Consider the following 14,530-nt stretch of genomic DNA (forward strand, 5'->3'; position numbering starts at 1 on the left):
AATTAAGCCAACTGAAATAGTTTTCCAGGCAAAGGTCTAATCATTCCTTTCATTTCTAATTGTAATAAGAGATTTGCTATTTTATAAGTAGGCATATTGCAATTTATTGCAATAACATCTAGTAGCTCTTTGTCTTTATCTTTTAGAAATGCAACGATGGTTTCCTCTTCTGGAGAGAGGACTACAAATAGCGGTATTTGAGTCGCCTTTTTCTGTTTTTCTTCCAGTTCCCAACCTAGCATGTAAATAACATCGGCAGCTGAGGTAACAACTCTTGCTTGATTTGTTTTAATTAGATTATTACAACCCACACTTTGGCTATCAGTTGTTCTTCCTGGGACGGCAAAAACTTCTCTGTTATAACTATTAGCAAGATCTGCAGTAACAAGGCTACCTCCTTTTTCTGCAGACTCAATAACGATAGTAGCTTCGCTCATACCAGCAATTATGCGATTTCGTTTTAAAAAGTTATTGCGATTAAAACGGTCAGTACTCCAAAACTCTGAAATAAAACCTCCGTTTTCTTCTACTTGTGTCATATACTTTTTGTGGACTTTAGGATAAATTTGATTTAACCCGTGAGCGAGACAAGCGATGTTTTGTAAACCATTAGAGATTGCTGCTTTGTGTGCGCAAATATCTATACCATATGCAAATCCCGAAACGATTACGGGGTTAATAGGTGCAAGTTCTTCAATAAGTTTTTCGCAAAAAACATTACCATATGTGGTAATTTTTCGGGTTCCTACAATGCTTATTATTTTTTTATTGACCAGGTCTATATTACCAGCGTGGAAAAATAGAATAGGACCATCGAGGCAATGTTTAAGTTTTTCGGGATAATTATTGTCTTTAAAATAACTGTAACTAATATCATTTTCTTCCATAAAGCGTATTTCGGCTTCCGCTTCGGTAAGGAGGTGTGGTGCTTGTAGATCTTTAATTTTATTAGCGCCTATTCCATCAATTTTTAAAAGCGTGGAACTTTTTTCTTTAAATATTCCTTCGGCGGAACCTACGTGGTGTAATATTTTTTTAGCAGAAGTATCACCTAAATTAGGAACTCTTTGCAAGGCTAGCATGTAGCGCAATTCAGATTTAGAAAGCATATTTTCAATAATATACTCCGAAATTTTATGTGTCGAACTATTGTGACACCCATTAAAATTTCCGAAGTAAGATGAATGAATTGCATTATAAACAGGGGAAGTTTCAAGATACAAAACTTTAGGTTGTTAATAAATTGATGCACTAGAAAACCGTAGGTGTTTAAAAAAAAGTATATTTGTTTTATGCAATTATCGACGTACATAAAAGACCTACTTTACCGCTACGAATGTGTTATCATTCCTGGCTTTGGAGCATTTTTAGCTAATTATACAACGGCGTCAATTGATACTGAGTCACATACATTTTACCCTCCTGGAAAATCAATTTCTTTTAATAGACAATTGCAAACCAATGATGGTTTACTTGCAAATTATGTAGCATCAGTAGAAGGTACAAGCTATGAAAAGGCTCTTGAGAAAATAAGAAGCTTTACTGGTAAATTGTCACTTCAATTAATGGAAGGATCCATTGCAACCTTAGACGGAATAGGTGATTTTAAACTTAATCCTGAAAACAGTGTAGCATTTACACCTTCTAATGCAGAAAATTTTAATACTGCTGCTTTTGGATTAACAACATTTGTTTCTTCTGAAATTTCAAGACTACAAGCTACAGGAACTTCTACAACAACTGTTGAAGAACCATTTTTATTCGCACCAACAAAACGCTCACAGCCATATTTAAAATATGCTGCTGTAGGGTTAATTGCCTTGGCTCTTGCTGGTTTTGGTGGGATGAAAATGTATGAGGGTAATATTGAACAACATAACTTTGCTGAAAAGCAAAAAGCAACTACAGTTTTAGAAAAACAAATACAAGAGGCTACATTTGTTATTGATAATCCTTTACCTGCTATTGAGCTTGCATTAACGAAGCAAACAGGGAGTTATCATATTGTTGCTGGTGCTTTTAGAATGGAAGAAAATGCTGCAACAAAGATTGAACAACTTCAAGAGAAAGGTTTTTCTGCAACAATGATAGGTGTTAATAAATACGGTCTACATCAAGTTGTATACTCTAGTCATACAGAACGTTTAGATGCTTTAAATGCGTTACGTACTATTAAGCGCGAAGAGAATAAAGATGCTTGGTTACTAGTTAAGAAACTAGAGGAATAATCTACTGTTTTATTTGGGCTATTAAATTATTCCCAATTCATGTTATTTTTATTAGTGTAAAAAGGGCTCTCTTATTAGAGTGACGTATCTTTGCAAAAAAAAGTCATGGAGGCAAAAACACCCTCAGAGTCTATTACCATAATTACAGATTTAGTACTACCTAGCGAAACAAACCCAATTGGGAATATGTTTGGTGGGGAATTATTAGCGCGAATGGATCGTGCTGCAAGTATTTCGGCAAGAAGACACAGTCGCCGTATCGTTGTTACTGCTTCAGTAAATCATGTTGCATTTAATAAAATGATTCCTTTAGGAAGTGTGGTAACTGTAGAAGCAAAAGTTTCTAGAGCTTTTAAGAGCTCTATGGAGGTTTATATGGATGTGTGGATAGAAGATCGTGAAAGTGGACTTAGAACTAAAGCAAATGAAGGTATTTATACATTTGTTGCTGTTAATGAAATGGGAGCTCCAATGCCAGTTCCGCCATTACTCCCAGAAACAGATTTAGAAAAAGAGCGTTTTGAAGCAGCGTTGCGAAGAAAGCAATTGAGTTTGGTACTTGCTGGGAAAATGAATCCTACTGATGCTACTGAGTTGAAAGCATTGTTTACCAAGTAGTAATCTTAATTTTTACTATTTGAAAGTTTGTTTTTTATTAGGCTTAAATAGCTATTGAATTCTATTTTAAAAGTAGTTTCAGCATCTATAGCGTCATCTTCAAATCTATTGTGACCAGTACTAACAAGGTCTATTAATTTATTTTTTTCAAATATATAAGCACCGTAGTATCCTCCATCAAATTTTGAATAATCAAATGTGTTTGTTTCAATATTAAATTCAAACTGTTTAAACCTATCTTTAATAAAGATTAGTTTTTCATTTATTGCATAGAATGTGTATTGCTGGATTCCAAGAGACTTGAACAAAATAACCTCTATTTTCTTTACGTCCAATTCTGTGTTGTAGTAAGCCTTTAATTTTCCACCACCATCTCCCATTTGATCTAGGAAGTCTTCATTTTCTAAGACAATGATTTTTAGCGAATCATTTGTATCAATTAATTCTTTTTCAAATTTAATTGCTGGATAATTGTCAATTAGACTTTGTCCGTAAGACGTTAAACCAATGAAGATAAACGAGCAAATTAGTGTTATGAGTTTCATACTTTAGAAAATATGAATGCTACATTCTATAAATCCAATCTTCTGGGTTGAGTTCCGTGTCGTTTTTATAAACCAAAAACTTGAAGTTTGTTTTTCCTGTAACAGGATGCGTGAAAAAGGTCCCAATTTCTTGTTTGGTTGTAACAACATCTCCTTGTTTAACTGATAAAGATGCCAGATTATAGTAAATGGTTATATAATCTCCGTGCCCAATCATTACCGCTTTATTCGCATTTTTTATTTGTTGAATTTTTAATACTTCGCCATTAAAAACGGCACGTGCTTTAGCGTTTGCACTTGTAGCAATTTCTACACCGTGAAACGTTTGCGTTACATTAGGGAATTGTGGGTGTTGTCTTGTACCGTGTTTATTGATTACAATCCCTTTTTCTACAGGCCAAATAAGTTTACCCTTATTGTTTTTAAAATCTTTAGCTAATGCAGCTGCTTCTGGAGTTAATGCAAAATCTTCCTTTGAAGCTGTAGTAGTTTTAGTAGTTGTTTTCCCTGCTTTTTTGTTAGCAGCTGCAATGGCATCACGAATCATTTTCTTTACTTCTCCGTTAATACGATCTGCTTCTTTTTGCTTTGAACGTATTTGCTTTACAAAGGTTCCTTCCTCTTTTTTAAGGGAAGCAATTAAACCTTCTTGTGCTTTTTTCTCTTTAGCTAGTGCAATTTTAGTTTTCTTATTTTCAGCAATCAATACATCTTTTTGTTTTCGCTGTGAGATGAGGTTGCGATTTAACTCCTGGAGTTTTTCTGTTTTTACTTTTATAGTCTCTCCTTGTTTTTTACGATGATTTGCATACTGCTTCATGTACTGCACGCGTTTGTATGCTTGCAAGAAACTTTGAGATGATAGTAAGAACATTACTCTACTTTGCTGAGACTTACTTTTGTATGATTTCCGAACCATAGCAGCATAATCATCTTTAAGTTTCTTTAAATCGTCTCTAAGCTGGGTAATTTGATTCTGGTTGTCGTTTATTTCGCGCGTCAGTAAATTGGCTTGTTGATTGGTAACTCGAATTAAGTTTTCTTGTGCTTTAATGCGCTGGCTTAAATCTTCAACTTCGGTTAGAACGGTTTTCTTTTCTCCTCTTGTTTTAAAAAGGAGGTTGTTTATTTTCTTAATGTCATTCAATAGCGATTGGCGTTGTTCTTCTAATTGTTGTTGCTTTTTAGATTGAGCAAAACCATTAAAATTTCCGAAGAAAATAAAAGCACCAAGTATGAGTAAAACGCGAATGTTCATCTATTTGAGGGTAATTTGTTCGTATCCTTCTGGAATAGAGAACGGAAAACTTAAAGAAACATTGAGGTCAATTTTACGATATTTTATATCTACTATCGTTTTATCTTGATTTTCAGTAGCTTCTATGTGTATTTCAGTAGGATAAAAGTCATTTTCTATAGTTTGGTAAGGGCCATAATCTACTGTAAGTTTTTTTCCTTCTTGTGGTTGCTCAATTATTTCATTAGCTACTAAAAAGTTATTTGGGTTTAAGAGCATTGAAAGTATGAAACGTGGGTCCTGCGTTTTTGGACGTACTTCATATGCATTTGCAATTACAGCAGTGCTATATTTTGAAGGGTTTAAATCTAGTATTGATTGTCCTAAAAAGAGTGCTTGTGCTTGTTGAAAATTGATGTCGGTTCCTAAAAAATCGCTTAATAAAGAGAAATCACCTTTAAAATAACTTCGCCCAATAGATTCGTAAAAACTTACTTCGTTAGGAGTAATTAGTACTTTCGCTAATGTAATTCCTAGAATAGAAGCTTTAATCCAAATTACTTTATCCTTTTCCATTCTAACACTTGTTGTAATGCTTTGCGATTGCTTAGCATCTTCATACTTTACTTGCATTCGTGCTGCAAGTGTGTTAAAATCTTGTGTAGCATTGTTATGAGCATTAATAATTGCTTTAGTGCTCAATGCAGCATTTGCAGTTGCAGAACCAACAGCCTTTTTAGCTCCGCCACAGGCAGAAAGTGCCATGAAAACGATACAAGTTACAATATGAAAGGGTCTAATCATTTTAGTTAGGTAGTTGAATTGCTTGTGCTTTTTTAGTGTACTGTAATGCTTTGTTCGAGTCACCTTTTCCAGTATAAGCAATGCTTAGTTGCTCGTAAAAATCTTTCTCCATTTTCGAATCGTCGAAAAGATAATCAATTCCTGTTTCTAAAGATTCTAGCGCTGCATCAAAACTTGATAGGTTATTTTGTGCAATGCCATTTAATAAATAGAGTATAGGTTGTGCTGGAAATATTTCTAAACCAGATTCGCTGAGTTTTTTAGCGTCTTCAAATTTATTAAAGTCTAGTTGTAAAAGGATTGTGTTTTTTAATAAGCTGAAATTGTCTGGATCGCCTTCTGTTCCTTTTTCATAAAACTTAAGGGCTGTATCTTTTTTATTCTTCTTCATATAAAAATCTCCAAGTTTCTCAAAAACTTGCCCATTGTCTTCTGCTGAAAATTCCTGAATCTTTTTATCTAATTCAACTTCATATTGAGGGTTTTTTTCTACAAATTGAAGAAAATCTCCTAATACTCGATACTGTCCTGCTTTGTCAATTTGCTGTGATTTAAAAACAATATCCATTGACTTTAGTGCTTGGGTAGTGTTTCCTTCGTCTAAATAAAATTTATATAAAGCAAGATGTACTAATTCACTTTTTGGATTGTTTTTTTGAAGTTCTTTAGCGGTTTCAAATGCTTTTGTTGTATTACCTTCCTCACTATACAGATAGATGAGGTTTAAGTAATCCTTTTCATTTTTAGGATTTGTATCCACTTTCTTTTCAAGATTGTCAATAGCTCCAGCACTATTTCCTGTTACACGATAAATTTGATTTCTAAGGGTGTTTCTGTAAACACTTTCTCCCCACGATTCATCTAATTCATCTAATACTGTTAAAGCTTTTTCGTACTGTTTTGTTCTGCTGTATAGGTTTGCAAGATCTTCTTTATAATCTTCATCTTCTAAAACTAGTTTTTGAACAAGTGGAAGCGCTTTTTCGTATTCTCTAGTTACATAGTACAAATCGTACATCTTTTCAAGTACATCTATTTTCTCTGGCTCCACACTTAACACTTGATTTAGTTGGGCTTCAGCTTCGTTATATTGTTTTAATTCGATATAATTTTTCGCTTTTTCAAAACTAATAATAGCTAGTGCTTCTTTATTGTTATTGCTAACTCTTTCGGCTTTTTCAAGCGCGGACAACGCTAACTCATAGTTTTCAATTGATTTTTGTTTTAAGGCTTCAAAGAAATTTTCTTGGAATTCATCGGTCACATTTCCTAAGTCATCTGTAGGTTCATCACCTAGATTTTCTTGAGCAAGGAAAGCTGTGGAATAACATATTCCAAGTAGAACTAATAGTATGTGTCTTTTTAAAATCAAAGTAACATTGTTTGGTCGAGTGCAGTCGATACCATTTAATAAGTAATATTTTTTAGACCTCACGACTGCGCTCGAGCGGACTTAATACTGCATTATTTTAATTGCGAATAGTCCCCAATACTTACATTTGTGAATGTACCATCAAAATGTGCGTGGTTACCTATCATCGCATTATCTAGAACTGCATTTTTAATAGTTGATTGTGTTTGAATAATACTGTTTTTTATGGTACTGTTCTCAATTATTGTGCCTTTACCAATGGAAGCAAAAGGGCCAACGGTACTATTTTTAATAACAACTCCTTCGCCAATAAAACAAGGTTCAATAATTTGAGTATTTTCAGTTGTGATTGATGCTGAAATAAGCGGTTCATTTGCTTCGGCTAAAAAACCTAACATACGACGATTTGTTTCTACGGTTACTTCTTTATTTCCGCAGTCCATCCATTCGCTTACTGTTCCAGTTTTAAATACTTTTCCATCTGCCATCATGCGTTTAATGCCGTCATTAATCTGGTATTCTCCGCCATTTATGATATTATTATCAAGCACAAATTGCAATTCATTTTTTAATACTGAAACGTCCTTGAAGTAATAAATACCTATAACAGCTTGATCACTCACAAATGTTTCGGGCTTTTCGACAAGTTCTACAATTTCATTTTTTTCATTTAAGTTAACGACACCATAAGCTGAAGGATTATCTACTTTTTTAGTCCATATAACGGCATCTGCATCTTTATCTAAATCAAAATCTGCACGTATTAACGTATCAGCATATGCTACAACTGCCGGTCCACTTAATGACGGTTCTGCGCACATAATTGCGTGTCCTGTTCCTTTAGGTTCTAATTGACGATAAATACTAGCTTTTGCACCCAACTCTTTAGCTAGGTCTTTTAAGCTTTCAACTACATCATCTCCAAAAAATGCGGGATCACCTAAAATAAAAGCAATTTCTTCTATCTCCTCATTTAAAACCCCTACAATATCTGCCACTAATCTATGAACTATAGGTTTTCCCGCTACTGGAATTAATGGTTTTGGAACCGTTAAACTATGAGGTCTTAAACGTGAGCCTCTTCCGGCCATTGGGACTATTATTTTCATATTTTTAGATTAAAATTAGAGGTTTTAATATTTCTTATTATTAATTATTTAGTTCCTGTTGAGCCAAAGCCGCCTGCTCCGCGGTCTGTTTCAGATAGAACTTCTACTTCTTCAAAAACAGCTCTTTCGTGTTTTGCAATTACTAATTGAGCTATGCGTTCACCGTTTTCAATAGTAAAATCTTCATTGCTTAAATTTACTAATATCACACCAATTTCACCACGATAGTCCGCATCAATAGTTCCAGGACTATTTAGTACAGTAATTCCCTTTTTTGCAGCCAAGCCACTTCTTGGGCGTACTTGAGCTTCAAAGCCTATAGGTAATTCAATAAAAAGACCTGTTTTAACTATAGCACGTTGCAATGGTTTTAATGTTGATGGTTCTGTAACGTTGGCTCTAATATCCATTCCAGCACTTGCAATAGTTTCGTAGCTTGGAAGTGGATGGTTAGAATTATTTATTATTTTGATTTTTGTCATAAGGTTTTTACTTTTTGATATGCTTCATCGTGGTAGTTGTTGTGTGAATATGAGTAAACTAATTTATTTGTTTATCATATTTTTAATTTCACCTTTTTCTAATAAGAAAACAGCGAACAAAAATACCAATAATAAGGCAGTTCCTATGAGGAGATTTCGTTCAAATATATAGAATGAAATTCCGCTAAATACTATTGCTGTAAGTAAATAACCAAGTATTTTTTTAACATCGTAAGGTATTTTGTAGTATTTCTGACCTAAAAAATAACTAGCAAACATCATGGTAGCATAAGCAGCTAGAGTTGCAATTGCAGCTCCTTTGTAGCTTATAATAGGAATTAACGCAAAATTGACTACTAACGTTATAATTGCTCCTAAAACAGAGATATATGCACCATATTTTGTGCGATCTGTAACTTTATACCATACACTTAGATTATGATAAATCCCTAAACATAAATTAGCTAATAGAATAAAAGGAACAATAGAAAGTGCCACCCAATAGGCTTCATTTCTTATTAAAAGTTCTTTGAAAAAATCCATATACACCATTACAGATAGAAATATCACACAGCCTAAAATGGTGAAGTATTTAGTTATTAATGCATAGGTTTCCTTGGCGTTTTTTTCTTTAGCATGATTAAAGAAAAAAGGTTCAATACCCAATCTAAATGCTGTTGCAAAAAGTGTCATAAAAACACCAAGTTTATAACAAGCAGCATAAACACCAACTTCACTTTCAGCAATATCTTCAGGTAGTAAATATGTTAGTAGTATTTTATCAAAAGCTTCATTTATTGAAAAAGCAATACCCGCAATTAATACCGGAAATGCATATTTAAGCATTTCGCGCCATATTTTTTTATGAAAGCCTAAACCTATTTTAAAATACAAAGGAAACACCAGTAATAAAGTTGCAGCACTAGCTATTACATTAGCTATAAAAACATACAGTACTTTGCTTTCTGAAAGATATATAGCATCCCAAACAGTATTTGAATTTTCTGTTGCTAAGGTTGGTAACACCAAAAATAAAAACAGATTACAACTTAAATTTATACAAACATTAAGTATTTTAATAAAAGCATATTTTAAAGGTTTATCATTCGCTCTATACCATACAAAAGGAATTATAACTAATGCATCTAACATTAAAATCAACAATGTATATACTATATAACGAGTGTCAAAATTTATAAAATTTGCTATAGATTCTCTAGATAAATAGGCTATTATAAAAAAAGAAACCGATGATATTAATATAGATGTTAAGGCCGTTGATTGCACATTTTTTTTTTCTTCGGGATGCTTATTAATAAATCTAAAAAATGCAGTCTCCATTCCATAGCTTAACAACACGTTTCCTAAAATTATATACGACATTAACGTTGCGTAAATACCAAACTGCGATGGTTCTAAGACCTCTGTATAAAGTGGCACTAAAACTATTGCTAATGCTCTAGGGAGTACGGTTGCTAACCCGTAAATAAATGTCTGTTTAAAAAGTTTTTGAAATATTGACACTTTTAGTTTAAAATAGTTTGAGTTATAATATTCTAATTATTGTTATTTGGATTTGCCGATGGATAAGCAATCATTGGTTTTTCTTGCAAAGCCGAAATTTTAAAAAATTTTAATTTACCATTTTCAATATAAGATACTACTGCTTCATTTTTATTTAAATTAAATGGAATTTTTACAGGTGGTGTATTCGCCATTTCATTAATAATTTCACCATCCATAATTATTTCATTATTGTTATCTCCTTTAAATTTAGCTTGATATACCTGTGTATTTATCTTCTGTTCTTTTAATGGAGCAGATTTTCCTTCAAAAAATAAATTTTCAAATGTTACTCCTTTAACAAAATTATCTAGTTTAATTGTTACGTTTATACCAGATCCACCACCTTGAACACCTGCAACCCAATGCTGATAATATGATTCTATAATAGTAAATGAAGGGCTTTCAATAAAATTATAATCTTTATTTGTATTGGTTTGTTCTTTAGTACTATTACAACCTACTAATATAAGCGTAGTTATTTGAATTATTATTAATTTACGGAGATAATACATTTGCTATTTTTTTTAAAGATACAATACAATATTTAAGTCCTAACTAAACTATAAATCAGTTACACTAGCTAAATCCTTAAGTTTATAGTTTAGTTATACTTTTAAGTCTTTTTTATTAATTATAAAAAGTAAAAACCTCTTAAATCTATTTAGATTTAAGAGGTTTAAAAAAGTGTTATTTTAGGTTAGTATATAACTGGCAGTAGTTATAACTATCCTGCTAAAGCTTCTGCACCACCAACAATTTCTAAAATTTCGTTTGTAATTGCAGCTTGTCTTGCTTTGTTGTATTGTAATTTAAGCGCATCACGTAACTCAGTAGCGTTATCTGTAGCTTTGTGCATAGCTGTCATACGCGCACCGTGTTCACTAGCTACAGAATCTCTAACAGCTTTAAACAATTGTGTTTTTAAGCTTTTAGGTATTAATCCTTCAACAATTTCTTCTTTAGAAGGTTCAAATATGTAATCTGCCGTATTTGTGTTTTCTGTTACAGTTGGAGGTAGGATAGGTAAAAATTGCTCTCTCATTACTATTTGAGTTGCAGCATTTTTAAAGTTATTGTATACAAGAACAATCTTGTCATAACTTCCATTAGAAAATTGTTCCATTAACATTTCAGCAATTTTTGATGTATTATCAAATGATAATTCGTCAAAAAGTTCAACATTATGGTGAACAATAGTACCATCCTTCTTTAGGATGTCGTTTCCTTTTTTACCTATAGTAACAAAATCTACTTGCTTTCCAGCGTAAGTTTCGTTAACTAAAACTTTAGATGCTTTTACAATATTACTGTTAAACGCACCTGCAAGTCCACGGTTAGAGGTGATTGCAACTACAAGTACTTTATTTACTTCACGTTGCTCGCTGTATTTACTACCGCTGTCAGCGTCAAGTGTTGCACTTAAATTTTGCAATAACTCGGTTAATTTTTCAGAATAAGGACGCATTGCCGTAATCGCATCTTGTGCTTTCTTCAACTTAGCAGCAGATACCATTTTCATGGCACTTGTGATCTGCATTGTAGATCCAACGGATGATATTCTGTTTCTAATTTCTTTTAAGTTTGCCATTTTTAATTAGTAAATAGTTAATGTTTTAAAGTAATGACCAACCGTTGAAGATTATTATTAAAGCTAAAATAATTATTAAAATATAATAAATAAATACCATTTTCTTTTGTTTAACGAAAGTTCTACTTAACAAAAAAATAGATATTAGAGAAAATAATATATTTATTAAAGCTAAAATAATTTGATTGATATTGATGTCAAAAAAATAACTTTTGTATGCTAATAATCTTTCTGCATGATTATTATATCTATTAAACGTTATTAACCAAGTGATAAAACTATAAATTGGAAGAATCGAAAATAATAATGATGCTACTAAATATTTCATAAAATAATTATTTAATTATTGACAGGCAGGTCCACAATGCCACTGGGTACATCCGATGCAATCTATGTCATGCATTAGACACCACCAACTAGGATACCAACAACAACCAGCATAATTTCCACAACATCCTAATGATCCGCCTTCTCCAAAAGGACAAGAAATCCTATTTTCAATGTTAAAACTATCAATACTATTTAAAAATTGATCTCGTGAATCTAAAACATTAAAAAATTGATTATAATCAATTTTAGTTTGATTTTTTAAATATGCATCCTCAACATAGTTGAAAGCTTTCTCTCCACGCTCATAAGCATATATTTCTGATTTATTCTCACTAAAATACTCAAATAATTTAGCTGTGTTGAATTTAAAATCTTCTTGACACCAGAAAGATAATTCTCCAACAATGTAACCAGGCATTGGCGTACAATTGCAAGCACCATCTGTATAACTTCGAGAAATGGTTTTCAAAATAGATAATTGATAAAATGTTGTCTGTATTAAATTTGATTCATAATCATCTATAGAAAATTCATAAGTTATTTTTTCAACAAAGTTTTCTGTTAAATCAGAAATACTTTTCCATTGTTCTTGAGTTTTATTTCTCTTAATTTCAGAAGCAATACTTTGGATTCTTTTGTAAATAAATAACCTATAATTTTCTTCACTTTTATTTAATGAAAAAACATTATTGTAAATAACTTTATTAGAATTAATATTCTTGATTTCTAATTTTGAATTAACAAGTTTATTAGTTTCCTTAGTGGAAAAAACTAATATGAAATTAGAGTTTGAATAAATTATTTTTCCGCCCTCAATATCATTTCTATCTATTGTTAAAGTTTCATTAGCAATTAGAGATTCGTCTATTTCTTTAGAACTTGATCGTGAACAAGAAACTGAAATCAAAACTAATAAAATGTAATATACAATATGTTTCATAATAATTCGAGTGTTATATTAAACAAATTTTTCCTGACCCTATTTTTTATACTTTGCAGATAAATCTGCAGCTACTGTTGTTAACGTGTCAATTACCTCGTCAGTTAACTTACCAGATTTTAATGTATCTAGTACTCCTCTATGCTTAGCATTTAAAAGTTCTAGGTAATCTGTTTCAAATTCCTTTACTTTAGTTACAGGTACATTTCTTAGTAAGTTTTTAGAACCTGCATAAATTATAGCAATTTGATCTTCAACAGTAAATGGAGTGTTTTCACCTTGTTTTAAGATTTCAACGTTACGTTTACCTTTTTCAATTACATTTAATGTTGCAGTATCTAAATCTGAACCAAATTTAGCAAACGCTTCTAATTCACGGAAAGCAGCTTGATCTAATTTTAATGTTCCAGATACTTTTTTCATTGATTTAATTTGTGCGTTACCTCCTACACGTGATACAGAGATACCAACATTAATTGCTGGACGTACACCAGAGTTAAATAAATCACCATCAAGGAAAATCTGTCCATCTGTAATAGAAATTACGTTTGTTGGAATGTATGCAGATACATCACCTGCTTGAGTTTCAATAATTGGCAATGCTGTTAATGATCCACCTCCTTTAACAATAGGTTTAAGAGATTCTGGAAGATCATTCATTTCTGAAGCAATTTTATCATCTGCAATAACTTTTGCAGCACGCTCAAGTAATCTTGAGTGTAAGAAGAAAACATCTCCAGGATAAGCCTCACGTCCTGGTGGACGACGTAATAATAAAGAAACCTCACGGTATGCAACTGCTTGTTTTGATAAATCATCAAATACAATTAAAGCAGGACGACCTGTATCTCTAAAGTACTCACCAATTGCAGCACCTGCAAATGGAGCATATACTTGCATAGGAGCAGGATCTGATGCGTTTGCTGCAACAATAGTTGTATAAGCTAAAGCTCCAGCTTCGTCAAGTACTTTTGCAATGTTTGCAACAGTAGAAGCTTTTTGTCCAATTGCTACATATATACAGAATACTGGTTCTCCAGCATCGTAAAATTCTTTTTGGTTTAGGATCGTGTCAATACAAACGGTAGACTTACCTGTTTGACGGTCACCAATAACAAGTTCACGTTGCCCTCTTCCTACTGGAATCATTGCATCGATAGACTTGATACCTGTTTGTAATGGCTCAGTAACTGGCTCACGGTATATTACCCCTGGGGCTTTACGCTCAAGTGGCATTTCGTAAGTTTTACCTTCGATAGGTCCTTTACCATCGATAGGCTCTCCCAGTGTGTTTACTACACGACCTACAACACCTTCACCTACATTGATAGAGGCAATACGTTGCGTACGTTTTACAGTAGCACCTTCAGAAATACCTCTAGATGGTCCTAATAATACAACCCCTACGTTATCTTCCTCAAGGTTAAGAACGATACCTTCCATACCGTTTTCAAAAGCTACTAATTCACCGTATTGAGCGTTAGCAAGCCCGTAAACACGTGCAATACCATCACCTACAGTTAATACAGTTCCTACCTCGTCTAAAGAAGCTGATGCTTCAAAGCCGGTAAGTTGTTGTTTTAAGATTGCTGAAACTTCAGCTGGTTTAACTTCTGCCATTTTTATTTAGATTTGAGATTTTAGCGTTACACTAAAATCAATCAGTTAATTGTACTTATTATTCATTTCACTTCTGAAATTTTAAAATTTC

General features: G+C 32.6%; 14 protein-coding genes. 2 read left to right on the forward strand and 12 right to left on the reverse strand.

Going from position 1 to position 14,530, the window contains the following annotated elements; all coding sequences use genetic code 11:
- Positions 1–2 precede the first annotated feature (2 nt).
- Positions 3–1,109, reverse strand: coding sequence for a DNA-processing protein DprA (gene dprA, locus GBH57_RS04075; protein WP_151672973.1), 1,107 nt, complete (start codon positions 1,107–1,109; stop codon positions 3–5).
- Positions 1,110–1,292: 183 nt separating this feature from the next.
- Here dprA and GBH57_RS04080 point away from each other — a divergent pair, with 183 nt between their 5' ends.
- Both GBH57_RS04080 and GBH57_RS04085 read left to right on the forward strand, forming a co-directional pair.
- Positions 1,293–2,228 carry an HU domain-containing protein gene (locus GBH57_RS04080; RefSeq protein WP_151672770.1) on the forward strand — a complete coding sequence of 312 codons (936 nt, stop codon included), beginning with the start codon at positions 1,293–1,295 and terminating at the stop codon, positions 2,226–2,228.
- A 105-nt stretch (positions 2,229–2,333) separates the two neighbouring features.
- Positions 2,334–2,846, forward strand: a complete 513-nt coding sequence (locus GBH57_RS04085) for an acyl-CoA thioesterase (protein WP_151672771.1) — start codon at positions 2,334–2,336, stop codon at positions 2,844–2,846.
- A 5-nt stretch (positions 2,847–2,851) separates the two neighbouring features.
- Here the strand turns inward: GBH57_RS04085 and GBH57_RS04090 are convergent, their stop codons facing one another.
- The 11 genes from GBH57_RS04090 to atpA all read right to left on the reverse strand — a co-directional run bounded on the left by GBH57_RS04090 (position 2,852) and on the right by atpA (position 14,439).
- The gene (locus GBH57_RS04090) at positions 2,852–3,391 is read right to left on the reverse strand and encodes a hypothetical protein (protein ID WP_151672772.1); all 540 of its coding nucleotides are present in this window, start codon (positions 3,389–3,391) and stop codon (positions 2,852–2,854) included.
- Between the two features lie 19 nt (positions 3,392–3,410).
- Positions 3,411–4,649 (reverse strand): murein hydrolase activator EnvC family protein, encoded by a 1,239-nt coding sequence (locus tag GBH57_RS04095; protein WP_151672773.1) that lies wholly within the window; start codon positions 4,647–4,649, stop codon positions 3,411–3,413.
- Positions 4,650–5,432: a lipoprotein insertase outer membrane protein LolB1 gene (gene lolB1, locus GBH57_RS04100; protein ID WP_151672774.1), complete on the reverse strand. Its 783-nt coding sequence runs from the start codon at positions 5,430–5,432 to the stop codon at positions 4,650–4,652.
- Between the two features lies 1 nt (position 5,433).
- Positions 5,434–6,804, reverse strand: a complete 1,371-nt coding sequence (locus GBH57_RS04105) for a tetratricopeptide repeat protein (protein WP_161596062.1) — start codon at positions 6,802–6,804, stop codon at positions 5,434–5,436.
- Between the two features lie 92 nt (positions 6,805–6,896).
- The gene (locus GBH57_RS04110; protein ID WP_151672776.1) at positions 6,897–7,913 is read right to left on the reverse strand and encodes a sugar phosphate nucleotidyltransferase; all 1,017 of its coding nucleotides are present in this window, start codon (positions 7,911–7,913) and stop codon (positions 6,897–6,899) included.
- A 44-nt stretch (positions 7,914–7,957) separates the two neighbouring features.
- On the reverse strand, positions 7,958–8,395 hold the full coding sequence (gene dut, locus GBH57_RS04115) for a dUTP diphosphatase (protein WP_151672777.1): 438 nt from the start codon (positions 8,393–8,395) through the stop codon (positions 7,958–7,960).
- A gap of 63 nt (positions 8,396–8,458) precedes the next feature.
- Positions 8,459–9,919 carry a lipopolysaccharide biosynthesis protein gene (locus GBH57_RS04120; RefSeq protein WP_151672778.1) on the reverse strand — a complete coding sequence of 487 codons (1,461 nt, stop codon included), beginning with the start codon at positions 9,917–9,919 and terminating at the stop codon, positions 8,459–8,461.
- Between the two features lie 32 nt (positions 9,920–9,951).
- Entirely contained in the window at positions 9,952–10,473 is a 522-nt protein-coding gene (locus GBH57_RS04125; protein ID WP_151672779.1) for a hypothetical protein, read from the reverse strand.
- 212 nt (positions 10,474–10,685) lie between these two features.
- Positions 10,686–11,549 (reverse strand): ATP synthase F1 subunit gamma, encoded by an 864-nt coding sequence (gene atpG / locus GBH57_RS04130; protein WP_151672780.1) that lies wholly within the window; start codon positions 11,547–11,549, stop codon positions 10,686–10,688.
- A 343-nt stretch (positions 11,550–11,892) separates the two neighbouring features.
- Positions 11,893–12,819 (reverse strand): hypothetical protein, encoded by a 927-nt coding sequence (locus tag GBH57_RS04135; protein ID WP_151672781.1) that lies wholly within the window; start codon positions 12,817–12,819, stop codon positions 11,893–11,895.
- A gap of 39 nt (positions 12,820–12,858) precedes the next feature.
- Positions 12,859–14,439, reverse strand: coding sequence for a F0F1 ATP synthase subunit alpha (gene atpA / locus GBH57_RS04140; protein ID WP_151672782.1), 1,581 nt, complete (start codon positions 14,437–14,439; stop codon positions 12,859–12,861).
- Positions 14,440–14,530: the final 91 nt, after the last annotated feature.

The organism is Patiriisocius marinus (genome assembly GCF_008974325.1).
GTDB lineage: Bacteria > Bacteroidota > Bacteroidia > Flavobacteriales > Flavobacteriaceae > Patiriisocius > Patiriisocius marinus.